The sequence below is a fragment of the Draconibacterium mangrovi genome, assembly GCF_010586825.1.
GTDB lineage: Bacteria > Bacteroidota > Bacteroidia > Bacteroidales > Prolixibacteraceae > Draconibacterium > Draconibacterium mangrovi.
In genome coordinates this window covers 24853-49593 of sequence record NZ_JAAAGB010000005.1, presented here as the reverse complement: position 1 = coordinate 49593, position 24741 = coordinate 24853, and the positions used below count along the sequence as shown (strand labels likewise).

The window sequence follows — 24741 nt, the reverse complement described above, 5'->3', positions numbered from 1 at the left end:
AACCTTAACCGCCGCTCTTTTCCTGACCGCCATGCTTGTCTTTGCTGACGATCATAGAAATCTGCAACGGATTTTGAATTAAAAGATTAGCAACTAACATTTTTAACATGTCACCGATTTTTAATCAGCTGTTGATACCATATATCATAGCTATGATTTTAGCTATGACAATGGGTGGAAGTGGCACAGCACCGGCTTTTTCAGCTGCGTACGGAGCCAATGTGATCAGAAAAAGTTTAATCCCCGGCTTATTCGGAATAATGGTTTTCCTGGGCGCTTTTCTTGCCGGAAAAGGAACAGCGTCTACCATGGGTAAAGGATTGCTAAATCCAGAATTGATGTCATTCACACTGGTATCAATCATTCTTTTCTCCATTGCGTTTTCGCTGGTAATCGCCAACCTTGCCGGAATTCCACAATCAACCAGCCAGGCAACGGTTTTAGCGGTTACAGCACCTGCCCTCTATTTTCACGATCTGAATACTCAGAAACTTTTTGTTGAGATCATTCCAACATGGTTCATCCTTCCTGTTGCATCATTTTTTCTAAGTCTTTTAATCGGAAAATATGTGTATAAGCCCATGCGTCGAAGAGGTTTAACCATGCCGCGGGCCCAAAACGAAAACCTTAAACCTGTTTACAATACCATTTTAGTTTTAATGTCGTTGTATGTTGCCTTTGCAATTGGTGCCAACAATGTGGCTAATGCCGCCGGTCCGATTGCCATAATGACGGCAAACGAATTAGATATTTCAGTTGATAGTAATTTTATACTGATAATGATGTTATCGACCCTGATCATTGCTCCAAGTTTTGGCATAGGCAGTTCAATTTTCGGACATAAAATAGTAAAGAATACAGGAAAAGAAATTGTGCTTTTTGGCAAGTTCGAAGCAGTTATTATAGCCTTTATTTCTGCCAGTCTTTTACTGTTTGCTTCTTTGACGAAGGGAGTTCCTACCTCTCTGGTTCAATTAAATGTTGCAGCAATTTTGGGTATTGGCGTTGCAAAACTTGGAACTAAAAATATATTCAAAAGAACACAGGTTAAACGGTTCTTTACCATGTGGGTAATTGCTCCGTGTATCTCATTTGGATTGTGCTTACTATTAACTTTCCTGGCTGATAAAGCAGGATATCTTTAACAAAAGCGATTACTAAAATCTATTCTTCATCCAGCTCCACATATAGTTGTGTTGCTTCAACTTTGGTAACCACTATTTTTTCATCTTTATCAATAAAACCGGTAACAGCTACAGCATCGTAAACTTCGCCTTCAATGTTTATTTTTCCTCCGGGGCGCAAAACGGTCTGCGCAATACCTTTCCTGCCTTTTAAGTCGAAAAGCCTGGTTTCAACACTAACAAAACCTTCGTTAACATGCTGAACTGTGTTTAAAGCAAAGTTTTTAAACATGCCATGCTCTGCCGTAAACATTCTTTTCCCGAGGTAAAGCGCCAATACAAAACCACTAAACACGCCGATTACTACCGTGGCAATTGCCTTCCCAACACCTTCCATCTCAACACCTTCAAAATCGAAGTTTACATTATCGATCAGGCTTAGAACCAGGCCAACAAAAACAAACAATATTCCCAGGGCTCCGGCAACTCCAAAGCCCGGAATAACAAATATTTCCACCGCAATAAGTATCAGCCCGACAATAAACAGCGCAATTTCCCAATGTTCGGCCAGTCCTTCGAGGTAGAGCGGCATAAAATAAAGCAAGGCAGCCAAAATTGCTATTCCCAGCGGGAAACCGATTCCCGGCGACTGCATTTCAAAATAAATACCTCCCACTATTGCCATAATCAATAAGCCGGATACCATTGGATGCACCAGAAAACCGATGATCTTTTCAATAAAAGATGGCTCGTATTCAAACAACTCATAATCATCAATTCCTATTTGCTGAAGCACTTCATTAACGTTTTCGGCTGTTCCTTCACAAAAACCATTTTCCATCGCTTCCGATGGTGTAAACGTAAGCACTTGCCCGGTGTCTGAAACGCCTTCAATAAAGATTCGCTCATCCACCATTGCCTCGGCAATTCTCGGATCTCGAAACCAATCTATAATTGTATCACCGTTGGCTGTTATCGTTGTATCTTTTCCGTGTGCTTCAGCCGTTGCCCGCATGGTCGATCGCATGTAACTCTGGTATTTATCAGGCATTGCTGCACCGGTTTGATTGACCACCGTTGCAGCACCAATACTTCCTCCCGGACGCATATAAATACCGTCGCAGGCAATGGAGATTAACGCTCCTGCCGATGCCGCATTATTGTCGACAAAAACATAAACCGGGATTTTACTTTGTAGAATTCGTGTGCGTATAGAATCGGCATCAACAACAGTGCCGCCATAAGTATTCATGTGAATTAGAAACACGTCGGCTTTTACCGAATCGGCTTCTGCAAAAGCCTGGCTCACCTGGCGTCGTGTGCCAGGGGTAATTTCGGATTTGATATTCAGAAGAAATACTTTTTTCTTATTGACCTCCTGCGTAAAAGCAGCTAAAGTGGCGAGTACAAATAACAAAATCCAGAAATTTTTCAGCTTCATGGCATTGATTTTTTTCAAGTTCCAAAATACAAAAAACAAATTACAATTAATGTCTGATTCAGAAAAGCTAAAAACTCATGTTCAGTAAATAATACAATCGCAAACCTGCGCTGCGGTTAAAGAATATTAAATTCATTCGGCTGCCAAATAGCTAGTCCGCTTAATTTTATAAATTTGCAGCTTAATTCTAAGTAATGACAATGGAACTTAATACATTAACAGCAATTTCGCCGGTTGACGGCAGGTATAGTAACAAAGTAGAAGGGTTGGGAAAATACTTCAGCGAATTCGCCCTGATAAAATACCGTTTGTTTACTGAAGTTGAATATTTTATCGCCCTTTGCGAAATTCCTTTGCCACAACTTGCTGATATTCCTGCAGATAAACTGGACAAACTTCGTGAGCTTCACAAAAACTTTTCGCTGGAAGATGCACAACGCATAAAAGACATTGAAAGTGTGACAAACCACGATGTAAAAGCTGTTGAGTATTTTATAAAAGAAGAATTTGACAAGCTGGAACTTGCTAAATACAAAGAGTTTATTCACTTTGCGCTTACCTCGCAGGATGCAAATAATACCGCCATCCCAAAATCGATACAAGATGCCTTGGAAGAGGAATATTACCCGCTGTTGCAGGAGCTGATCGAAAAACTGCTGACACTGGCTTCAGAATGGAGAGATATTCCAATGCTGGCAAAAACACACGGACAACCGGCCTCACCAACAAAAGTTGGTAAAGAGATCAAAGTATTTTTAGAGCGTATTATGGTGCAGTTGGTTCAGCTTAAATCAATTGCTATCGATGCAAAATTTGGTGGAGCTACCGGTAACTTTAATGCACACTTAGTAGCTTATCCTGATATTAACTGGGAAGATTTTGCCAACAAGTTCCTGAAAGACAAGCTGGGATTGAACCGTTCGCAATTCACTACACAGATTTCGCACTACGATAACCACAGCGCCATTTTTGATGGATTGAAACGTATCAATAATATCATTCTTGATCTTGACCGCGATATCTGGAGTTACATCTCCATGAATTACTTCAAGCAGAAAATTAAAAAAGGTGAAGTGGGTTCATCAACCATGCCACATAAAGTTAACCCGATCGATTTTGAAAACTCGGAAGGAAACATTGGCATTGCCAATGCAGGTTTTGAGCAGCTGTCACAGAAACTTCCGGTTTCGCGTTTACAGCGCGACCTGACCGACTCAACCGTTACCCGTTTTATCGGTGTTCCGTTTGGTCATACGCTAATTGCCATCAAATCAACGTTGAAAGGTTTGAACAAATTGCTGATCAACACTGCAGCCATCGAAAAAGACCTTGAAAATAACTGGGCAGTGGTTGCCGAAGCAATTCAAACCATTTTGCGTCGCGAGTTTTTCCCAAATCCTTACGAGGCCTTGAAAGATTTGACCCGTAAAAATGAGGTGATTAACAAAGAGGCTATCCACAATTTTGTTGATGGTTTGGACGTTAGTGATTCTGTAAAAGAAGAGTTAAAAGCGATTACACCACAGAACTACACAGGAATTTTTTAAAAATAAGGAAGATTTTTAATCCGGAATGCCAGCTTCGGCTTCCGGCTTTCATCTTCTGTCTTCATCATATGAAAGACTTCTTAAAACTCATGAAACGATTTGTTCCACCCTACCGGGGGAAAGTCGTCATGAACATTATTTACAATATTTTAGGTGCACTTTTCGGAACTTTTTCGTTTGCTATGCTTATCCCGGCACTCGATATTTTGTTTAAAACAAAAGAACTGGTAACCGAAAAAGTGGAATGGGCCCTTACTGCCGATTCAATAACTAACAATGTAAACTATTACATCAGCTCATTCATTACTAAATACGGCGAACAGGATTCGTTGCTGCTTATTGGTTTAATTTTGGTAATTGCCACACTTTTTAAAGTTGGTTTTACCTACCTGGCCGATTTTGTACTTATAGCCTTACGCAACGGTGTTGTTTACGACATCCGCGCGCTTATTTACCAGAAGATAATTGGTTTGCCGCTCGGTTATTTTTCGGAAGAACGAAAAGGTGATATTATGGCCCGTATAACCAGCGATGTGCAGGAAGTGGAGAACTCGGTTGCCAACTCGCTGGGGATGATGATTAAAAACCCGATTCTGATAATCGTTTATCTATGTGTAATGATTTACATGAGCTGGTCGCTAACTTTGTTTGTGTTTGTTATGTTACCAATAACCGGGTTAATTATCGGGCGAATTGGCCGCAGCCTGAAACGTGTGTCGACCAAAGGGCAAAATAAACTGGGTGAAATTCTATCGATTATTGAAGAAGATCTTTCGGGATTGCGGATTATTAAATCGTTTAATGCCGAAGAAAAAGCCATCGGACGTTTTCAAAACGAGAACCAGAACTACCGGCTGATCATGAACCGCTTGATGTGGCGCCGTCACCTGGCACACCCGGCCAGTGAATTTCTGGGAACCATTGTTATTGTTGTTGTTTTGTGGTATGGTGGTCGAATCATTCTTGGCGGAAACGACTCGTCGCTCACTGCTGCAGAATTTATTGGCTACATGGTGTTTTTCTACGGAATCATCAATCCGGCGAAAGCCTTCTCAACAGCACTTTACAGCGTCGAAAAAGGACTGGCATCGATGCAACGTATCGATCACGTTCTTTCAGCAGAAGTTACCATCGTTGATAAGAAAGATGCCAAAAACATCGAGTCGTTCGAAAAAGATATTGTTTATAAGAATGTAACTTTTGCTTACAACAAAGCAGAAGTACTTTCGAATGTAAGCCTGAATATTCCGAAAGGAACAACCGTTGCGCTGGTAGGATCTTCGGGTAGCGGAAAAACCACCATGGTTGATCTCTTGCCGCGTTTCTGGGATATTACCTCAGGGAATATTGAAGTGGATGGAACCGATATTCGCGACCTGAAACTAAAATCGCTACGTAAGCTGATTGGAAACGTAAACCAGGAACCCATTTTATTTAACGACACCATAAGAAACAACATTGCATTTGGCGTTGATAACGTTAGTGACGAAGCAGTGATACAGGCAGCAAAAATTGCCAATGCGCACGACTTTATCCTGGGAACAGAAAATGGTTACGACACCATAATTGGCGACCGTGGCGATAAACTTTCGGGCGGACAAAAGCAACGCCTTTCTATAGCCCGTGCCATTTTACGGAATCCACCAATTTTGATATTGGATGAAGCCACTTCGGCTTTGGATACCGAATCGGAAAAACTGGTACAGGAAGCATTGGAAAACCTGATGAAAAACCGCACATCGCTGGTTATTGCACACCGTTTATCTACAATTAAGCATGCGAATCTGATTTGCGTACTACACGAAGGTAAAATTGTAGAGCAAGGCACACACGAGGAATTAATGGAGCTTGGCGGGCGCTACAAGAAATTACATGGCATGCAGATGTTTTAATGTAGCGGCTAGCGGTGAGCTTCTAGCTACGAGTTGTTAGAGTTATTAATGGTTTCAAGTTGCAGAAAAAATATTTAGTCACAGTTCCAGTGATCAGTTCTTCAATTTAACAAAGAAGCTGCAGGAACAATCAAGTATCAAGTCATGAGAATCATGTTAAGAACGTTGAGTTGTTTAGGCAGAATGGCTTTACGGGTTTCAAACTTCAGTTAAGAGTAGCCAGAATCTAGCATCCAGCTACAAGTTTTCAATTTAACAATTTGGCAGTTTATTATTTCACAGAGTTACACGAAGAATCAAAAATCCAGTATCAAGGATTCAGCATCGAGTTTCTAGCCGCGAGATGCAAGTACATCCACCAAATGAATTGTTTTAATAGGTAGTTTTTGTTTTTTAATGTAGGCATCCATATTCATCAGGCACGAAGCTTCGGTAGATACAATATACTCTGCACCTGTTTTTAATGCATGTTCAACCTTTTGCTCGGTCATTGCCGTTGAAATGTTATGGAATTTAGCTGCGAATGTACCCCCAAAACCACAACAGGTCTCGAGCTTTTCCATTTCTATTAACTCCAGACCTTTTACTTCACTTAATAATTTCCGGGGTTCTTCTTTAATACCATATTCGCGCAAACCGGCACACGAGTCGTGAAACGTAACTTTATGATTGAAAGTAGCTCCAAGTTCAGTTACTTTTAAATGATTCACCAAAAAGTCGGTAAACTCGAACACCTTTTTCCGGGTCTTATTCGTCTTTCTGAGCAACTCCTCATCATCTTCAAACAATTTATGGTAATAGTTTCGAATAAAGCCTGTACACGACGCTGAAGGTGCTACCACAACGTTTGCCAATTCAAAATCATCGAGAAATTTTTTGGCTACAGTTTTTGCCTCTTTCCAATACCCGCTATTAAATGCAGGTTGTCCGCAACAGGTTTGTTTTGGATTGTATTTCACATCGCACCCCACCTTTTCCAGCAGGTTTACAAAACTTCCTGCCGTTTCAGGATAAAACTGATCGATAAAACATGGAATAAAGACGTTGATTTGCATTGCCTCGAATTTGTGGTGAAAATAACACTTATAAGCTGAAGATTTAAATATTTCACCTGGAATTTAATTCAATAAAAAAGGCCTTACTAAAGTAAGGCCTTTGTGCTTTTGCACGGGAGGAGAGACTCGAACTCCCGACACCTGGTTTTGGAGACCAGTGCTCTACCAACTGAGCTACACCCGTGTTTCATTTTGCGTGTGCAAATATAGTAATTCAATTCAAATTACCTAAGCCAGCGAAAGAAATTATTTGAAATATCTGGAATCATCCTGAAAGGAATATTCGTTGTCTTTTTTTTGCTTGTTATTATAACCAAATAAGAATAAAAAAGCACTAAAATTTCATAGATTTTGTCTGCTTCACCTAACGAAAACCCGGATTTTGGAACATAATTTTCGAATATGTCATCAAAACCAGACCCACAAACATCATATTTTCCTAAAAAAGAGCCAGTTAAAACCCAAACAGAGCAAAAAGTTATCAACAGTTTGGAGCAAAAAAAAATCCATCAGAAAACTCTGATGGATTTTGGCGGAGAGAGAGGGATTCGAACCCCCGGTACCTCGCGGTACAACGGTTTTCAAGACCGCCGCATTCGACCACTCTGCCATCTCTCCAGATGCGGTGCAAAAGTAGATTAATTTTTCAAAGTACAAAACACTTTTCGACAAAAATTTCAGAAATTACTTAAAAAAAAAGGGTGCTAGGGTTTGGTTTTTTAAAACATATTTATGAATTTAGCTAAAACTTAAAAAAGTTCTCTGAAACGCTTGATTTTACTGAATGTTTGACGAATTTTAACCCTTGAAAAAGTATATAGATTCTGAATATTCGATACAAAGTACATAGAACTAAGTTATTTATTTTCAATCACTTAATTAATTATTTAAAATTTTGCCTTATGAACAAAGCTCAATTACTTGATGCGATGGCCGAAAAAGCTGGCCTTTCTAAAGCTGATGCTAAAAAAGCTCTTGATGCATTTGTAGGTGCTACTACAGACGCTCTTAAAGCTGGGGACCGTGTTGCACTTATTGGATTCGGCTCTTTCTCTGTTTCAGAACGTGGTGCCAGAACTGGTAGAAATCCTCAAACAGGAAAAGAAATTACAATTCCAGCTAAAAAAGTAGTTAAATTTAAAGCTGGTGCTGAATTAGCAGACGCTGTATCGTAACGAAATACGAGTAGGTAAAAAAAACTGATTAAAGGGAAGCCAAATGCTTCCCTTTTTCTTTTAACGACATCAAACTTGAATAAAGATGGACAATAAACTTGTTGAATACCTTTTAAGCTATCTTACACCACAACGACAGGAACTTTTTGAAAAAGTAATAAATAAGCGTACCAGGCACCTTACGGTTGTTTTGGAAGACATTTTTCAGAAACAAAATGCAAGTGCAGTTTTGCGCACCTGCGATTGTTTTGGTATTCAGGATGTACATATTATAGAAGACCGCAACGAATTTCAGGTTAACCGCGAAATTGCCATGGGAGCCTCAAAATGGTTATCACTGCATAAATACAATAGCAAAGAAAATAACGCTCTTGATGCAATACAAACTCTAAAAAAGCAAGGTTACCGAATTGTGGCCACCACTCCGCACAACAACGACCTCGAATTACAGGATTTTGATATTACGAAAGGAAAAACGGCGCTGGTTTTCGGATCGGAACTACCGGGTATAACAGAAACCATTATGCAGGAAGCCGATGAATTTCTGAAAATTCCGATGTATGGTTTTACCGAAAGTTTCAATATTTCTGTTTCTGCAGCAATCATATTACACCATCTTACAATGAAAATGAGAGATAGCAATGACCTGAACTGGCAATTGAGCGACGAAGAAAAGGATGAACTTAAAATGCAATGGATACGAAAAACCATTAAACGAAGCGAACTGATCGAGAAACGTTTTCGGGAGGAAAACAAAAAGAAATAAGCATTTGGCCTCCAAAAATTGACAGGTAATGAATATTCTCTACTATTCTATAATCTAAAAGCCAGCCGGGAATGATGAACTTCGATTAACGATTTGCGAATTACAATTTTAAAGAAAACACAGAGGAGTTGAAACACACTTCATAATTCTGCATTCGTTAATCATCATTCGAAATTCATTTTTAAATGAAATCAATGGAGAAGAGATAACTCCTTCCGCCTGAGTATAGATTCTTAAGCGTAAACCATAAAAACTATCCAGCCCTTTTTGATTTCTCCCAATTTACCGACTGACGGCCTTTTACATAACGAATAATCCCAAAAATTGTGGCAGAATTGATCATTACAAAATAATACGGCACAAATAATGCTTTCATCCGCACCTTTTTGTTTTCGAAATACCAGCCAAACGCAGCAGTCAGGAATAACAACATCTGCAGATACAGCACCAGCGCATAAAAGTTACCGACACTCCAATTATTGGTACTTACCACCAGCAACAGGTTTACAATAAATAAAAGGAAGAGGGCCGGTGGTGCAAAAGCCCAGCGCAAAACTTTGTGCGAAAGATACTGCCAGCTCAAAATGCCATTTTTGAATGGATTTAGTAATCCTTTTAATCGTATAATGGTCTGAATCCCTCCGGCAGCAATTCTAACTTTACGCTTCAATTCTTCTGTTACGTTTAACGAGGCTGTTTCCTCGGCATAAGTATTTGGAGCATATGCAATTTTATATCCGCGTTGGGCAATACGCATCGAGATAATAAAATCATCGAGCAAAGTATCGGGTTCCACATCCTCAAAAAGTTCGGTTCGTATGGCAAACAGTTCGCCAACTGCACCAACTACCGAATTCAGTTCCCAGTCATTACGCTTAATCCACGATTCCATTTTCCAGTACAAACCTTCACCTGCACCGGCTGCAGTTTCTTCATCTTTCTGAACAATACGCTTCTCCCCTGCCACACAACCAACTTCCGGATTGCTGAAACACTTTACAATCTCGCGAATGGATTGTTTTCCTAGAACCGTGTTCGAGTCGGAAAAGATCACAACAGGTGCTTTTACAAATTTCATCCCCCGGTTCATGGCATGCATTTTCCCTCTTCGTTCCGGCTGATGATATACTTCCAGCCCATTAACTTGTTGTAAAATTTCCGGGCTTCCGTCATCCGATCCATCTGTAACCCATACATATTGAATTTTTTCTTTGGGATAATTAAGCGAAAAAGCATTCTTAACTTTCTGATCAATGTAATCTTTCTCGTTAAATGCTGTTACAAACAAACAAACTTCGGGCTCGTAGTCATTGCTTTCCAATGAAATCTTGCGACGGCCGAGCACCTTTTTCAGGCCTACCAACAACCACAAAACAAGCGCATACCCAACATAGGTATATAAAAGTATGAATAGTAATACCCAGAATAAAAGGCTTAGGATCATTTAGTGTATTGTTTGTAAAATCCGATTAGTTTTTTCGATATCGCTAAATTATCAAAATTCTGTTGGATAAAAAGAGTGGCATTCCTTCCAATACATTCAAAATTATCACGGTCTTCAAGCAAATTGAAAACAGCATCAACAAAGCCGGTTGCATCGTTAGCCAGCAAAATATTCTCACCATCGGTAACATCAATACCTTCGGCACCGATGGATGTTGATACGATACTTTTTCCCAACGCCATTCCTTCAATAATTTTTATACGCATACCGCTTCCCGAAAACAACGGAACAATCATAACAGCTTTCGAATTCATAAACCGATACGCATCGGCAACTTCTCCTTCAAAAATAACACCATCAACATTTAATTTGTCAATTAACCACTGTGGAGCATTTCTTCCAGCTACGTGAAAACGCAGATCGGGATATTTGTTGCGAATCTTTATCCAGCAGTTTTCGATAAACCACAAAATACCTTCCTGGTTGGGCGCCCACTCTAACGATCCGATATGAAAGAGCGACGGATATTCAATATTGGTTTTATCCGGAACAACTGCCGATAAATCAATACCGGTTTGAGAAACCTGTTTATCTTTTTTGTTTCCCAACGAATCCAGTATCTCACCGTCTCGAGCAGTTATCGGAACTAAAATATCGTACGAGTTTAACAATCCGGCCTCGAATCTTTTAATCCTTTTTGAAAGATTTTGTAGGTATAACTTTTTTAGACCTCGCGTTAGTTTTGCCGACCTTTCCCAAATTTCAAACTCAACATTATGTGCTCGATAAACCACTGTTGCATTGGAATACTTTCGTATTACCGGAATGTACGGACAAACATAAAGTCCCTCCAATTGGACAATATCAAATTCGTTTTCAGATAACAATTCTGCTAATGCTTCACTAAAATTCTCATCGACAAAACGAACTGCATTGTAGGGTTTTTGCGAAAAGAGAAGATTCACCAAAGCGGCAAAAGCATTAATTTTTGCAGGAACATTTACCAACTTAAATGTTGCCAGTTGTTTGATTTCGTCGGGAATTTCATCCGGAGATAGATGATGTTTTGCGGTATTCATTGCCAGCACGGTTACACTATTTCCCTGCTGTGCTAATCCTTTTATTAAATTCATACAGGCAATGGCCCCACCATCTCTGGCTGGAAACGGAACCTTATTTGTTACCTGCAAAATGTTCATTAGGATCTATTCGTTTGATTTCTTTTTCTTGAAAAACCGTTCAAGTCCCAGGCGGGCAAAAAACTTTGTATAAGCTTCGGCTGTCATGATAGCCGAATCGGTAGCTGCTTTATACGTTAACCACACACCAATTGGCAGAAAAATATACGACGAAAACCACATTCCGTTAAACATATCCCAAACGTCTTCGCGCGCAGTTTTTTCACCACTCATGGAAACAATGTAATATAAAATAAACAGGAAAATAGACACCACTACCGGCATTCCCAATCCTCCTTTTCGGATAATTGCTCCTAAAGGTGCCCCGATAAAAAAGAAGATGAGCACTGCAACCGACAGCGTAAATTTCCGGTGTCGCTCCATGCGGTATTTATTCAGCGTTTTCTTTTTATTGTAAAGCTGCCCCTGAAACATATTTACTTGTTGCATATTGCTTCGGGCACGATCGAGTGCAGTTTTGGCAATATCGGCTTGCACCCATTTATCGAGTCCAGAATAATAAGCCTCAAAATCAAATATCGAATCGGCTTGTGTATACTCAATATCGCGTTTCAACGAATCGGCTTTTGCTGTCAGATTATACATTCTCCGCGTAATTGTCGGGTTTATACTTATCTGCATCATATAATTACGCAAGCGGTCGTAATAATCATCCGATAAACTGTCATCGGCAGCCACCAACTGATCGATGGTGAGCATTCGGTATTGATTTTTAAAAATACTTTCGTCGCGGCGGTTAAATTCAAAATCCCGTACTTTTACCCTGATCGTTTGTTCCTCAAAACGATTACGCTGATACGGATACGTTTCCTTTCTACCCCGGTTTTGCGATTTCTGCTCCTGCTGCTCCTGGTAAGTTACTCCGCTAAACAAGTTCAGCACCATGTACTTTTTATCCTCCGTAATGCGCAATAATCCCGAATCGGCAACCGTAACACTTTCATTGGGTTTATTTTTGGTATGGTCGTATATCAGCAGATCGTACAGCATTTTTGTTTCGTTATCGCGCTTGCCAATTTTAATACTGTAACCATCCATCTCGTTGGTAAAAACGCCTTCCTGTAAGACCAGCTCGGGCCGTTGTTTTTTAACACTGTATAAAAGTGTCGAGAATTTCAGGTTTGTTTTCGGAAGAACATTATTGGAAAAATAAAAAGCAATTCCCGTAATTAGTATGGCGATAACTATTAATGGGCGCATGATTCTGAAAAGCGAAATTCCGGAAGCTTTCATTGCAACCAATTCGTAATTTTCGCCCAGTGCCCCAAAAGTCATAATTGACGCCAACAGCATAGCCAGCGGAAATGCCAGCGGAAGTAAAGCAAACGATGCATAAAACATCATTTCGCCCAGCACTTTAAAATCAAGTCCTTTTCCAACCAGGTCGTCGACATACTTCCACAGAAACTGCATAAGCAGCACGAAGACCACAATAAAAAAGGTCATAAAAAATGGCCCTAAAAATGATTTTATAACAAAAAGGTGCAGACGTTTCATGTACTTTCTTTCATTCTGGAAACGCTTACAAAACTAAGTTATTTTAGGAATTAGTAAAGTAAAAAAGGTTAAGAAACGTTATTGATGCCGGAACACAGCTGTTAATAATCTGAAAAAACGAATTACGAACCTAAAACGTGTTTTAAATCGGCTATCTGCGAATCCCACAAACCACGGGTTTCTTCAATTTCGTCTTCTTCGGCAAAATCAGTTATTAACAGCGAAACATCGCCGGTTAGTTCATCGCGTGTTATCTTAAACTCGAAGTACGATTCATCTTCTTCATCTACCCAGTTAAACCGTACTAAACGGTTTTCTTTATGAAGTGTCATTTCTGCAGTTTGCTCCGATCCGTCCCAAACAAAAGTGTAGCGTTTTCCCCGGACGCGAACATCATCGGCAAACCACTCGGTTAGCCCCGAGGCAGTGCTTAGTCTGTTATAGAGCACCTTCGGAGAACAATTAATTAAGTATTCCAGATTGATTTTTACTTTACTAGTCATAAGTTTGATTTTTGGCAATATAATTAATAAGAATGTAACTTACAACTAGTTAAAATCGGCTAAAGAAACTTATTTTGAAAAATTACGAAAATGGTTAGCGGGAATAAAAATAAATACTATATTTGCACCGCATTTTTGAAAAACAAATGGCGAGGTAGCTCAGCTGGTTAGAGCGCATGATTCATAATCATGAGGTCGGCGGTTCAAGCCCGCCTCTCGCTACTAAAAGGTCAGTATTCACTGGCCTTTTTGCATTTATTGGAAATATATTGGAAATATCTCAATGATTTCCTTATCCCATTTCTCACAAATAAACGATCATCCAAGATTAATAAAGAGGAGTTTTTTCATTCTGCGACAATCATAATATAATTCAGAAAATCTGAACTCTCATTCATTATATCTATATTTGATTCCAGAAAATCTAAATTATCATGACTAGACTTGGAACTTTTTTAAGTAAAAAATCTATTAATAAAGCAGAGGTCTCAAGAAGAACAGGAATAAGTACATCAAGACTAAGTGAATTGACACTAAAATCATCAACAAAACTAAGAGCAGATGAACTTTATCTTATTGCCATTGCTATAGATGCTTCACCCTGCGAGGTATTAGAAGCAGTTTGCGGTCATTTAACCCTTCAAAATTAACAGCATGGAAACAGATACCATCAAATTGGAAAAATTAAAAAGACTTTTGAATGAAGAGCTGATAAAAGAAAAGTCTGATAATAATTTAATCCTATCACTTTCACATGAAATAGCAAGTCTTGATTCTCAAAACGTACGTTTTTCAGTTGATGCAGGAATTATTAATAGACTCGGAAAAGAATTAGTTGGAAGACATGAATCAGCGGTTGCTGAATTAGTTAAAAACTCGTATGATGCTGATGCAAAAACAGTAGATCTATTCTTTGAAAATTCGAACAAACCTGGCGGAACACTGAGAATTGAGGATTCAGGAGTTGGTATGACAAGAGAACAACTTATCAAAGGGTTTATGACCATATCTTCTAGTGATAAAATTCATAATCCTAAATCTCCAAGGTATGAAAGAACTAGAGCTGGGCAAAAAGGTATTGGCAGATTTGCAACTCAAAGATTAGGAAGTAAACTTACAATAATAACTCAAACTTTAGAACAAGAAAAAGCACTAAAAGTAACTATTGAATGGGACAGTTTTACAATAGACTCTAACCTTCTCCTCATAACAAATCATATTAATGAGGTAGAAAAAGAAAAAGATGAAGGAACTACTTTGATCATTGAGAATCTAAGAGATACTTGGACATTAGCTATGATCAAACGTGCTTATCGATATATTTCAGAATTACTCCAACCATTTCCATTATCCGATAGATATGAAGAAAGTAAAGATGATCCCGGTTTTAAAGCCTCTTTCTATTTGGATGGAGATAGCGTTTTGAATGAAGAGAACGTTTTTTATAAAAATGCTACTGCCGAAATTGAAGGATTTGTTGATAAAAGTGGGGATGGTTTTTATACTTTAAAAAGTAGTCATTTTGAAATGGTCGATGAAATATACCCTATTGGAGCAAATAAAAAGAATGAAGACTACAAAAAATTTACATCTCTAAAAAATATACATTTTAAAGCGTATTATTTCATTTATAATGTTGGCTTAGTTCCTAAACAAGTTGAATCCGCAATTAGACAAAATGCCGACGAATATGGAGGTATTCGCTTATATCGAAATGGCTTTAGAGTACTACCATATGCAGAAAAAGCAAATGATTGGTTAGGTCTAGATGCATCGGTAAGAAGAAGAGCAATTTTAACACCTCATGGTAATAATAATTTTTATGGATTTATTGAGCTTTTTGATAAATCAGGAGAGATTTTTCAAGAATTGTCCAGCAGAGAAGGATTGCTTGAAAACAAAGCCTTCGAGGAATTAAAAGATTTTGCCTTCAAAGTATTAATTGATGCTACTATTAAAATTAGTGCGTTAAGAGGACGAAAAAATAAAGCTTCAGCAAAGGAGTGGGAAAAAAAGAAGCCCAAAGAAATAATCGATGAAGTTGCTGCTGCTTTTGAAGAACAAGCTAAAAAACAAGAAGGCTCTTCGAGTAAAGATCATCAGGACAAATCATCAGATGAAGACAGCTCAAATAGTGAACAAAACAAACGCGGTTTTTCATCAGGTGAATATAAGGACTTTGCGAAAAAATTGAGGGAAAGTGCAGAACGGGATGAGGAAGAGAAAAAAATATTACTCCAGGAAGTACAATTATTACGCATTTTGGCAAGTTTGGGATTAACAATTGGAGAATTTGTACACGAAATTAAACACCATTTAAGGGCATTTGATTTAGATGTTGATTTCCTGCACAGAAAACTATCTGAGGATTCATATATAAAACGGACAACAAGATTAAAAACAAATCTCGAGTCATTTAAGACTTATACTTCATATTTTGACAAAACTATCTCGGAAAATGTCAATAGAGAATTGGAACCCGTGGAATTAAAGGATGTTGTTAGATCATTTTATAAAGTAATTAAGCCAGATGCATTAAGAAGTGGAATTGAGTTATTAGAACCAGCATTAGAAGGATATGATCTATTTACTTGTCCAATGCATAAATCAGAATGGGTCTCGATCTTATTTAATTTTTATTCCAATTCCAAGAAAGCTATTAAAAGAGCTAATTCTCAGGGAAAAATTTTTGTGAAAGTCGGGAAAATAAGAGATAAAGTTTTCTTAGAGTTTTCTGATAATGGGGATGGAATTCCGATTGAAAAATATGAACTTGTCTTTGATGAATTTTTTACGACCAGCGCCCCATCCGGAACAGATGCTACTGAGATAGAGGAAACAACAGGAACTGGATTAGGTCTTAAAATAGTATATGATATTGTTTCAGGTTACGGTGGCGAGGTGTTCATCACTACCCCTGAAAATAATTTCTCAACTTCTGTGAGAATTGAATTACCAAAAACGGAAATAGAATACAACCATGAGTAAAAAATATAAAGTTCTCTATATCGATGATGATGCTTCGAAGCATGGATTCTCTCAAATTGAACCAATGATAGATACTTTAGAGGAAAGTGAAATGATTAAAATAACTCCTTTTCAAAGTGGTCCATTTGATAAAATCGCAAAAGAGCTATTTGAGTCGATTAATGATTTTGATGCAATTATTTTTGACTATCAATTAGATGATAGAGTGAATGATCAAGGAGAAAAGGGAAATATTAAAGCACCTGTATTAGCACAGCATATTAGAACCGAAACTACTGATAAGGGAAAGCAATTAAAAGATTTACCATTTATTCTTTGCTCAACTGATGATAAGCTTCAAAAGTCATACACTACAGATCATACTAGTCATGATTTATTTGATCTGAAGTTTAGAAAAGATAAGAGCGACTTATTAACTGTTTCAAATCAAATAATTGCACTAATTGAAGGATATAACAAAATAAGGGAAGAAAAGAAATTCGACACATTGCTGGAAACAAAAATATCTCATCTTGATGATAGGATATTTTCAAGATTCCAAGATCATGCTGAATCTATCCCTCCTCATGAGTACTCACGAATGATTTTAAAAGACCTTATATATATCAATGGTCCTTTAATTGATGAAGCAACTTTTGCAGCAAGGCTCGGTATTGATATATCTAAATCTGCGGATTGGGATTATCTTAAAGATAAAATTTTCCTAGATGCAAAATATTCAGGTGTTTATGCGTGTGGATGGGAAAGATGGTGGATGGATCGAATTATAACCACATTTAAAGATTTAACCAGCTATAATTTAGCTTCCATAGATGCTCTTCAGAGAGTAAAGTTGATTGTAGAAAATTCAGGATTGAAAGAACTTACGGTCTCTGAGAGAATTGAAGGCTGTTCAAGCTATAGATATTGGACAGTGTGCAAATCTTACAATAAGCCATTAGACCCACGAGAGGGATTTAAAGCAAAAACAAAAACAGAACCAAAACCTTGGCAGGACTATAATTATATATCAAAACATGGAGCTGTAAACAGAATAAACTTTGAAGAAGGTCTGGATGTACATGCCACAGATTATGATAGATATCGACTTGTCATTGAACAGTTAAAGGAAGCAAATGAACAGTAAAATACCAAAGCGAGTGTTGCTTCACAGAGAGGAGATGGCATCTGATTTATTAACGTTAGCTAAGCTTCTTGAAAAACACTACCTAAATACAGGACAATTAAGGAAGGCTGCTTCATTACTTAAAGAAGTGAACTATATCCCCAAAATTCAACAGAAAGACGAAGTTAATTACAACTATCTAGGTTATCATGTTGACCAAATTGATTTCATCTTCACTGAAGCACCTTCACATACTCATCCTGAAGGATTAGAAAACATTACATTGCACTTTGACATTAACCTAATTAAGGAATATACTCAAGATCGTGCCTATTCTGATCCGTTAAAACACTTAGAATTTAATATTGTTGTTATTGGTTATAAAGATGGGAAAGAACATATAATTTCTTATCATCTAGATAGACATCCTGAAGGCGAAAATGATCCAATTGAAGCGCATCCAAAATATCATTTCCATTATGGTGGACGAAAACTAGATAAAAGTAATAAAGATTTTGGGCAATCAATTATTTTAGATAGCCCGAGAATTATGCATTATCCAATGGATATTGTATTAGGAATTGACTTTATTATATCTAATTTTTTCCCAGAAGTATGGCAAGAGCTAAAGAAGGAAAATGACTATGTAACAATTATATCTGAATACAGAAATCAGTTTATCAAGCCTTACTTTTGCTCTCTTGCAAATCACTGGAATGGGATGATAAATGGGGAATCCTATTGGAATTCCGAACAGATTTGTCCTCAATTATTTTAAATGAAAAGAGAATTATTTCAATATCTAAAATCATATTCGTTCGATCCATTAAAAATTGACCGATTAATTATCTCTGCTTTTTTAGTTTCTAATAAAATTACAGATCCAAACAATCGTTTACTTAAGAGTCTATTAATAAAAGAGTCTGACCCTGACTATAATAACCTATTAAAATTTATAGAGTTAGGAAGAATAACTGAATTTGAGCAACTTATCGAATTGTTTGAATTTGTTATATCACCGGAAGAGAAAGTTATTACAGGTGCCATATATACGCCACACGTAATTCGAAAATATATCATCAGCCAAACAATTTCTAAATATGAAAATATTGATGATTTATTGATTTGTGATCCTGCATGTGGATGCTCAGGCTTTCTCTATGATGCGGTAATCATATTAAAAGATAAGACAAATAAAACCTATCGAGAAATATTTGAAAATAACATATTTGGATTGGACATTCAAGAATATTCGATCTCACGTTCAACAATATTGTTGACTTTATTGGCGGTTTTATCAGGTGAAGACGAAAAGGAATTCACTTTCAATTTATTTAAAGGTAATGCGTTAAGTTTTCAATGGGAAGAGCATTTAGAAAACTTTGCGGGTTTTGATATCGTAGTTGGAAATCCACCATATGTGTGTTCAAGAAATATTGATAACGAGTCTAAATTATTATTAAAAAATTGGACTGTTTGTTCTACCGGTCACCCCGATTTGTATATTCCTTTTTTTGAGATAGGATTATCAATCTTAAAAGAAGATGGAGTTTTGGGTTTTATTACGATGAATACATTTTTAAAAAGTGTTAATGGTCGTGCATTAAGAGAATATTTTCAAAAAGTAACGTATGATTTCAAAATGCTTGATTTTGGAAGTCAACAAATTTTTCAATCACGATCAACGTACACATGCATTTGCATAATTCAAAAGTCCAAGTCCGATTTTTTACAATACATTAGATTATCATCTTTAAAATCATTATCAGGCAATGGATTCCCATATAATTCGATTTCCTATTCGTCCCTAAATGCTTTTAAAGGATGGAATCTTCAACAAATTGATTTATTATCTAAAATAGAATCAACAGGTACTCCATTGGGTGAAAAATTCAAAACTAGAAACGGTATTGCGACCTTAAAGAATAGCATATATATTTTCAATCCTATAAAGGAAGATGGTGAGTTTTACTATTTATCAAATGGTCTTGAATATAAAATTGAAAAAGAAATCTGTAAAGATATCATCAATCCTAATTTATTAACTAAGCTGGATTCAATTAGCTCAATTAAGAAAAAAATTATTTTTCCTTATCGATATGAAGATGGACATGTTAAGCTTATATCTGAACCTGATTTTAAAAAATATTATCCTGAGACTTTTAAATATCTTTTCGAAAACAAGAATTCACTTGATAAGCGAGATAAAGGAAAAGGAAATTATGAGAATTGGTATGCATATGGGCGTAATCAGTCACTTGAAAAACTAAAGTATAAATTATTCTTTCCACACATTGCTCCATCTACTCCAAATTTTGTTCTTAATTCAGATGAAGATCTTCTATTTCATAATGGACTTGCACTGATTAGTGATAACGAGAGAGATTTGCTATTTCTTCAAAAACTATTAAGTACACGACTTTTTTGGTTTTATATTGAAAACTCAAGCAAGCCTTATGGCTCAGGGTACTTTTCATTGAGTCGAAATTATATTAAAAATTTTGGAATATATGATTTTGACGAAATTGAGATAGACAGAATAATTGCTGCAGATAATCCTTCAAAATTAGACAAATTTATTGAATTAAAATATGGAGTCAGATTTGATTAACAGGACTAATCAAGATCATTTGCAGGTCACACAATCCAGCAGATATTCCAAAACGCAAATTCAAAAAAATAAAACATTACGAGTCATAATAAATAACCTACGTATAGCTTAGGAGGAAACACGATTTTCAATTTTGCTCGGAAAAAAAATGTCGCATTTGAAGACCTTCATCGTTTTGCCCTTTTTTATTCATTTCCGCCAAATATTCCGCTATAATGTATTCAAATGAAACAATCTTTATTATACTCCATGAATAACCCTTTTGCGCGCGCATCTTTTAGTCCCCCAATAAAAGCTAACACCAATTATAAAAAATCACAAAACACGAGCTTATAAAACCTTATACTAATAATTATAAAGCCTATTCCTATCGTTCTCCACTACGAGAACCGGCTTCAGTAGAATAGATACCATTGTTTCATTAAAAGTAAAAATTTGAATACGGAGAATGAGAAGCGTAATTTTTCTTGTTTGAAAATAATGTGCTCCTATTTTTTTCAAGTTAGATATAAAAATAAAATTCCGATGGAAATGCCAATTTTAAATTCAAAATGATTATTGCACTCAGTTTCCTAGTAATAAATTACTTTCTCTTTGCCCCCCTAGCCCCCCAATATTACGGTTTATGTATTTAAGTGTTTATTGCACTAAATTGCGTTTAATTTTAAATACCAAATAGGATTGAATAGAATCAGGAAGTTGTTCATAAATTACATTTCCCCTTTTTAAATAACGTTTGCCTTCCGGATGGCAATCCTTTAGGAATTTATACTCATTTACCGAAATGTCCAATTTCTTTATATTCTTTTTAACTATTATAAATTGGGCATTGGAAGCATTCTTTTTCATGTTTGAAGCGCTACTGTCAGAAATCCCTAAAGCCTTACTTAAATATGAAACAGGCAATGGGTAAAATTGAGGTTTTGTTCTCTTTCTATATAATTTATATCTATTGTATTCCAAATTACACCTATATCCTTGCTTATCGTAGAAGTACTTCCTTTTAGCAATAAAAGTGATCATAGTAGCATCAACAAAAGCCTTGAAGGTATCAAATTCATTGTAATCCCAAATTACAGCCTTGGAAGTATAGCCGTCCATCATTTTAGTAATTATTGTAAAACTACATATCCAATATCTTTTGGTTTCTTCGTTGTATTCTACCCATGATTTTTCAAGAAGCCAAGCCAACCTACTTTTAAACGTTGCAAGTGTAATTTTCAATTGGTTATATACTCTATTCTTTAAATTATTAGTTAGCATAAAATTTCCACTACACTGTACTTTCAACCAACACAATAACTGGAGCTCATTCTTTCGCTTTTCACGAACTGCATATTCACAGAGTGTGATTGGAATTATCAAAAAGTTTTGATTCATCTTGCAGAATAATTTTCATTAAGAAGATTTTCAACATCTGATGTCCTATAATAGATTTTACCTGATATTTGCGAAAAAGGTAATGTCCCATTTTCTCTCCAAGTTTGCAAAGTACGCTGAGAGATATGAAGCACCTGTTTTACTTCCGCTCCTATCATCCAACCATTTCTAAGTCTCTTTTTGGGGTTCTGTTCTAACGATTTGAGCAACCTATTCAATAACCTTTTTACTAGTCTTAATTCTCTCTCTATACCGTCCATGACACTTTTATTTCCAATATATTTCCATTTTTACCAACTTCCCTTACTTCATAGGCATTCCAATAGCTAGCTAACCGCTTGAACCCTCCTCCAAGGCCCTTTCTATGTCAGATTTCAAATAGTAATTCCTGCGTCCAATTCGTTTGGGTTTTAGAATACCGTTTCTATCCCAGTTATTTAAAGTTCCACGAGATACCTTTAATAACAACCTCACTTCATCAACTGTGTAAATCCTATTCTCCATAATTAAATTCTGTTGAAATATTTTTGACAAGATTACTCCGAAATAGGCATAAAAAAAGGGGCTAAGAAAAGCAAAAATAAGCCCATCTTAGTCCCTCTAATAATCAAGCAGTTTCCTTATGCTATATCTTCAAAATATTTTCTTATTGTGTCGGAATCAACTGGAGAATTTATTAACCCCCTATCATAAAAATTAAAGCCCAAGCCAACGGTAAACTCCCCCAGGTATTCCCGTATTTTAATATCTGTCAAATTTGAGTTGTGTTCTTTCAAATAACAAAACATTGGATAGAATCCCTTGATAAATTCCTTTTTATATTTACCCAATCTCGGAGCATCTACTATTCCATCTTCCGACAATAAATAATCAAATTGCATATACTCAAAATCCTCAAAACGCTTTGTTATCATTTCCATAATAGTTGAGGTTAAAATCTTTGAGGTAAATTTGGGTGTATAATTGGAATTAACTTTAATTGTAATGCTTTCAACATTATAATCAGGTTCAAAATTCACATATTCCATCAACTCTCTGTAATCTTTACGAAAATCGGACAATTGTTTAAGTCTATGCGTTTCTGTTACCGCTAAATAACATTGATACAAATCCAAATATTGAGTTATATAAATTTTCAATGCAGGGAACTCTATCCCTTTAGACAACAAAGTTATTTTCTCAATTACCGCAGCCTCATCAATATTTATGGAAGATTTTTTATCAGTTTTTTGCGCAACAAAGCCTAAACTATCCTTATTCTTAGCCTCCTCCATTAAAGTGAATAATGTGCAAACGCTATTAATTTCTTGTTTTAAACTCATACCGCATTCGTTTTTACAACGGTTAAAACACCTTCCGAAATATTTTTAGTCTCAGCCATACTCCTTTCCAGTTCTTTTAAATCTTTGTCCAAGTACTTATCAAGTGTTCTCAAATCCGAATGCCCTGTAATATCCCTTACTTTGTGAATTGGTACATGAAAAGAATTAAGCAACAGACTTACGGCGGTTCTCCGCCCCATATGACTACTCATAAACTCGTATAACGGATCTTTAAACTCTACCAATCGACGTCCAACCCTTCTTTCAATAACAACTGCCCTATCAAGTTCTGCTATCTCTCCAACCTCTTTAAGGTATTTATTAAACTTCTGGGAGCTAATTATTGGAAGTTTAAAATCATATTTTTTCAAAATATCTAGTGCAGGTGCAGCATACCCAACCAAAGGAACATTTATTTCCGAACCTGTTTTAAAAGAAATAAAGCTCCACCAATTACCACGAATGTCTTCTTTTTTAAAACGTTCGACATCACTCCAACGCTGACCAGTAAAACATGCAAAACAAAAAACATCTCGCACTTTTTCCAACCTTTTATCATCGCTAAAATCGTGATTATAGAGCTTTGTAAGTTCTGCAAGCTTTAGTGTTACAATTTTGTTCTTGGGTTCATTTTTAAGCTGTCGTTTTGCTTCAAATTCCGTTTTCATAAAATGGGTGGAGGTGTGGTAGCCTCTTTCCATACTCCATTTCATAAAATTTTTCAAATTTGAAATATATTTTTCGGAAGTGGCATTCAATACCCCTTTCTGTTGCGATTCAACACGGTTTTTCATTCTACCAACAGGTTTTTTACTCTGGAGATAGCTTTTGAATTTATCATAGAAAACCAAGTCAATTCTATCAAATGTTAACTTGTAGTTCTTTTTCTTTTCAAAATCAAGGAGAGCCTTTTTAAGCGTTTCAAATTTCTGAATAGTCCTATGTGACAATTCATTCATTCTTTCGTTTATATATTCGTCATATACATCAATAAAAGGCTTATCCCTATCTGAATAAATTGGGGTAGTACCTGTTTTTGCAAACTCCTTTACATTAATGGAAATTTCATCAAACTTCATGTTTGGAAAATCATTCCGCAAATTATTGTATTTGTCTAGAATACTATTCTTGAACTTTTCCAATGATTCATTAACCGTCACACTACTTGTAACTTGATGCTTAACCTCCTGCTTTTTAAAGTCCCAATGTTTTGGTAATACACTGTGCTCCGTTTTAATTTTTAAAATGTGTTTTGCATCGTGAATTAAGAACAAATAAACCCTTGTTTTATCTGGACTCAATACTTTATTCCCATTTTTGTCTCTAATTTTGGAAACGTAAGCCTTTTGTAAAAAATAATTTGCTGTTGCCATATTCCTTTAGTTTCTCCTACACAATTAGTTACAAAGGAATAAAAAAATTCCACAATTGGAAATATATTGGAAATAAAGTGTGTTTTCAGATGTACTTTATTGTATTTTATTGCATTTCATTGAACACCCTATTTTCCTCTATCTATCTATCTTTCTGCATATTATATTATTTTTCAATTTTGCACAAAATAGGGTTCAAGCCCGCCTCTCGCTACTAAAACGAAAGGAGTCAGGTAATTACCGGGCTCCTTTTTATTTTATATTCACTAGTTAAAAGAAGACCGATTTCCACAAAACGAAAGGTAATTAGACAAAGAAA

The 24741-nt window shown here is 36.4% G+C and carries 21 protein-coding genes and 3 tRNA genes; 11 read left to right on the top strand and 13 right to left on the bottom strand.

What is annotated here, in order from left to right; translation table 11 throughout:
* Positions 1–152: 152 nt before the first annotated feature.
* On the top strand, positions 153–1145 hold the full coding sequence (locus G4420_RS13770; protein ID WP_246241637.1) for an inorganic phosphate transporter: 993 nt from the start codon (positions 153–155) through the stop codon (positions 1143–1145).
* 19 nt (positions 1146–1164) lie between these two features.
* Here the strand turns inward: G4420_RS13770 and G4420_RS13765 are convergent, their stop codons facing one another.
* Entirely contained in the window at positions 1165–2565 is a 1401-nt protein-coding gene (locus G4420_RS13765) for an NfeD family protein (protein ID WP_163324377.1), read from the bottom strand.
* A gap of 200 nt (positions 2566–2765) precedes the next feature.
* On the opposite strand from G4420_RS13765, the gene purB reads away from it, so the two are divergent.
* Complete coding sequence (gene purB, locus G4420_RS13760; RefSeq protein WP_246241636.1) at positions 2766–4112, top strand: adenylosuccinate lyase; 1347 nt, start codon at positions 2766–2768, stop codon at positions 4110–4112.
* 89 nt (positions 4113–4201) lie between these two features.
* Positions 4202–6004: an ABC transporter ATP-binding protein gene (locus tag G4420_RS13755; protein WP_246241635.1), complete on the top strand. Its 1803-nt coding sequence runs from the start codon at positions 4202–4204 to the stop codon at positions 6002–6004.
* Between the two features lie 332 nt (positions 6005–6336).
* Here the strand turns inward: G4420_RS13755 and G4420_RS13750 are convergent, their stop codons facing one another.
* From G4420_RS13750 to G4420_RS13740, 3 genes are all read right to left on the bottom strand, one after another.
* A complete protein-coding gene (locus G4420_RS13750) occupies positions 6337–7059 on the bottom strand; it encodes a (Fe-S)-binding protein (protein WP_163324371.1) in 723 nt (240 codons plus the stop codon).
* 111 nt (positions 7060–7170) lie between these two features.
* Positions 7171–7243, bottom strand: a tRNA-Trp gene (locus G4420_RS13745).
* Between the two features lie 346 nt (positions 7244–7589).
* Positions 7590–7677: transfer RNA gene (locus tag G4420_RS13740), tRNA-Ser, on the bottom strand.
* Positions 7678–7961: 284 nt separating this feature from the next.
* On the opposite strand from G4420_RS13740, the gene G4420_RS13735 reads away from it, so the two are divergent.
* Together G4420_RS13735 and G4420_RS13730 are read left to right on the top strand one after the other, a co-directional pair.
* Positions 7962–8234 (top strand): HU family DNA-binding protein, encoded by a 273-nt coding sequence (locus G4420_RS13735; RefSeq protein WP_038554490.1) that lies wholly within the window; start codon positions 7962–7964, stop codon positions 8232–8234.
* 85 nt (positions 8235–8319) lie between these two features.
* Positions 8320–9000: a TrmH family RNA methyltransferase gene (locus G4420_RS13730; protein ID WP_163324368.1), complete on the top strand. Its 681-nt coding sequence runs from the start codon at positions 8320–8322 to the stop codon at positions 8998–9000.
* 253 nt (positions 9001–9253) lie between these two features.
* Here the strand turns inward: G4420_RS13730 and G4420_RS13725 are convergent, their stop codons facing one another.
* From G4420_RS13725 to G4420_RS13710, 4 genes are all read right to left on the bottom strand, one after another.
* Positions 9254–10444, bottom strand: a complete 1191-nt coding sequence (locus tag G4420_RS13725; protein WP_163324366.1) for a glycosyltransferase family 2 protein — start codon at positions 10442–10444, stop codon at positions 9254–9256.
* On the bottom strand, positions 10441–11643 hold the full coding sequence (locus G4420_RS13720) for a glycosyltransferase family 4 protein (protein WP_163324365.1): 1203 nt from the start codon (positions 11641–11643) through the stop codon (positions 10441–10443). Before G4420_RS13720 ends, G4420_RS13725 begins: the two co-directional genes overlap by 4 nt.
* Positions 11644–11649: 6 nt before the next feature.
* Entirely contained in the window at positions 11650–13140 is a 1491-nt protein-coding gene (locus G4420_RS13715; protein ID WP_163324363.1) for an LptF/LptG family permease, read from the bottom strand.
* Positions 13141–13262: 122 nt separating this feature from the next.
* Complete coding sequence (locus tag G4420_RS13710) at positions 13263–13643, bottom strand: START-like domain-containing protein (RefSeq protein ID WP_163324361.1); 381 nt, start codon at positions 13641–13643, stop codon at positions 13263–13265.
* A 148-nt stretch (positions 13644–13791) separates the two neighbouring features.
* Between G4420_RS13710 and G4420_RS13705 the strand changes: the two genes are divergently transcribed.
* The 6 genes from G4420_RS13705 (at position 13792) to G4420_RS13680 (ending at position 20347) form a co-directional block, all read left to right on the top strand.
* Positions 13792–13865 (top strand) — tRNA-Met (locus G4420_RS13705).
* A 212-nt stretch (positions 13866–14077) separates the two neighbouring features.
* Complete coding sequence (locus G4420_RS13700) at positions 14078–14293, top strand: helix-turn-helix domain-containing protein (RefSeq protein WP_163324359.1); 216 nt, start codon at positions 14078–14080, stop codon at positions 14291–14293.
* Positions 14294–14297: 4 nt separating this feature from the next.
* Positions 14298–16631 carry an ATP-binding protein gene (locus G4420_RS13695; RefSeq protein WP_163324357.1) on the top strand — a complete coding sequence of 778 codons (2334 nt, stop codon included), beginning with the start codon at positions 14298–14300 and terminating at the stop codon, positions 16629–16631.
* Positions 16624–17757, top strand: a complete 1134-nt coding sequence (locus tag G4420_RS13690) for a hypothetical protein (RefSeq protein ID WP_163324355.1) — start codon at positions 16624–16626, stop codon at positions 17755–17757. Before G4420_RS13695 ends, G4420_RS13690 begins: the two co-directional genes overlap by 8 nt.
* On the top strand, positions 17747–18514 hold the full coding sequence (locus G4420_RS13685) for a hypothetical protein (RefSeq protein ID WP_163324353.1): 768 nt from the start codon (positions 17747–17749) through the stop codon (positions 18512–18514). Before G4420_RS13690 ends, G4420_RS13685 begins: the two co-directional genes overlap by 11 nt.
* Positions 18515–20347, top strand: coding sequence for an Eco57I restriction-modification methylase domain-containing protein (locus G4420_RS13680; protein ID WP_163324350.1), 1833 nt, complete (start codon positions 18515–18517; stop codon positions 20345–20347).
* A gap of 639 nt (positions 20348–20986) precedes the next feature.
* On the opposite strand, the gene G4420_RS13675 is transcribed toward G4420_RS13680, so the two are convergent.
* The 5 genes from G4420_RS13675 to G4420_RS13655 all read right to left on the bottom strand — a co-directional run bounded on the left by G4420_RS13675 (position 20987) and on the right by G4420_RS13655 (position 24422).
* The gene (locus G4420_RS13675; RefSeq protein WP_163324349.1) at positions 20987–21727 is read right to left on the bottom strand and encodes a hypothetical protein; all 741 of its coding nucleotides are present in this window, start codon (positions 21725–21727) and stop codon (positions 20987–20989) included.
* A complete protein-coding gene (locus G4420_RS13670; protein ID WP_163324347.1) occupies positions 21724–21987 on the bottom strand; it encodes a helix-turn-helix domain-containing protein in 264 nt (87 codons plus the stop codon). Before G4420_RS13670 ends, G4420_RS13675 begins: the two co-directional genes overlap by 4 nt.
* Before the next feature lie 70 nt (positions 21988–22057).
* Positions 22058–22231, bottom strand: coding sequence for a helix-turn-helix domain-containing protein (locus G4420_RS23585; protein WP_163324345.1), 174 nt, complete (start codon positions 22229–22231; stop codon positions 22058–22060).
* A 116-nt stretch (positions 22232–22347) separates the two neighbouring features.
* Complete coding sequence (locus tag G4420_RS13660) at positions 22348–23049, bottom strand: hypothetical protein (RefSeq protein WP_163324343.1); 702 nt, start codon at positions 23047–23049, stop codon at positions 22348–22350.
* On the bottom strand, positions 23046–24422 hold the full coding sequence (locus tag G4420_RS13655) for a site-specific integrase (RefSeq protein WP_163324341.1): 1377 nt from the start codon (positions 24420–24422) through the stop codon (positions 23046–23048). The genes G4420_RS13660 and G4420_RS13655 overlap by 4 nt, the downstream gene beginning before the upstream one ends.
* Positions 24423–24741: the final 319 nt, after the last annotated feature.

Coding starts and splice junctions, on each gene's coding strand:
- G4420_RS13690 (WP_163324355.1), top strand. CDS start 16,624: ATGAGTAAAAAATATAAAGTTCTCTATATCGATGATGATGCTTCGAAG.
- G4420_RS13755 (WP_246241635.1), top strand. CDS start 4,202: ATGAAACGATTTGTTCCACCCTACCGGGGGAAAGTCGTCATGAACATT.
- G4420_RS13765 (WP_163324377.1), bottom strand. CDS start 2,565: ATGAAGCTGAAAAATTTCTGGATTTTGTTATTTGTACTCGCCACTTTA.
- G4420_RS13725 (WP_163324366.1), bottom strand. CDS start 10,444: ATGATCCTAAGCCTTTTATTCTGGGTATTACTATTCATACTTTTATAT.
- G4420_RS23585 (WP_163324345.1), bottom strand. CDS start 22,231: ATGGAGAATAGGATTTACACAGTTGATGAAGTGAGGTTGTTATTAAAG.
- G4420_RS13735 (WP_038554490.1), top strand. CDS start 7,962: ATGAACAAAGCTCAATTACTTGATGCGATGGCCGAAAAAGCTGGCCTT.
- G4420_RS13670 (WP_163324347.1), bottom strand. CDS start 21,987: ATGGACGGTATAGAGAGAGAATTAAGACTAGTAAAAAGGTTATTGAAT.
- G4420_RS13685 (WP_163324353.1), top strand. CDS start 17,747: ATGAACAGTAAAATACCAAAGCGAGTGTTGCTTCACAGAGAGGAGATG.
- G4420_RS13710 (WP_163324361.1), bottom strand. CDS start 13,643: ATGACTAGTAAAGTAAAAATCAATCTGGAATACTTAATTAATTGTTCT.
- G4420_RS13680 (WP_163324350.1), top strand. CDS start 18,515: ATGAAAAGAGAATTATTTCAATATCTAAAATCATATTCGTTCGATCCA.
- G4420_RS13720 (WP_163324365.1), bottom strand. CDS start 11,643: ATGAACATTTTGCAGGTAACAAATAAGGTTCCGTTTCCAGCCAGAGAT.
- purB (WP_246241636.1), top strand. CDS start 2,766: ATGGAACTTAATACATTAACAGCAATTTCGCCGGTTGACGGCAGGTAT.
- G4420_RS13730 (WP_163324368.1), top strand. CDS start 8,320: ATGGACAATAAACTTGTTGAATACCTTTTAAGCTATCTTACACCACAA.
- G4420_RS13700 (WP_163324359.1), top strand. CDS start 14,078: ATGACTAGACTTGGAACTTTTTTAAGTAAAAAATCTATTAATAAAGCA.
- G4420_RS13660 (WP_163324343.1), bottom strand. CDS start 23,049: ATGAGTTTAAAACAAGAAATTAATAGCGTTTGCACATTATTCACTTTA.
- G4420_RS13655 (WP_163324341.1), bottom strand. CDS start 24,422: ATGGCAACAGCAAATTATTTTTTACAAAAGGCTTACGTTTCCAAAATT.
- G4420_RS13715 (WP_163324363.1), bottom strand. CDS start 13,140: ATGAAACGTCTGCACCTTTTTGTTATAAAATCATTTTTAGGGCCATTT.
- G4420_RS13675 (WP_163324349.1), bottom strand. CDS start 21,727: ATGAATCAAAACTTTTTGATAATTCCAATCACACTCTGTGAATATGCA.
- G4420_RS13695 (WP_163324357.1), top strand. CDS start 14,298: ATGGAAACAGATACCATCAAATTGGAAAAATTAAAAAGACTTTTGAAT.
- G4420_RS13750 (WP_163324371.1), bottom strand. CDS start 7,059: ATGCAAATCAACGTCTTTATTCCATGTTTTATCGATCAGTTTTATCCT.
- G4420_RS13770 (WP_246241637.1), top strand. CDS start 153: ATGATTTTAGCTATGACAATGGGTGGAAGTGGCACAGCACCGGCTTTT.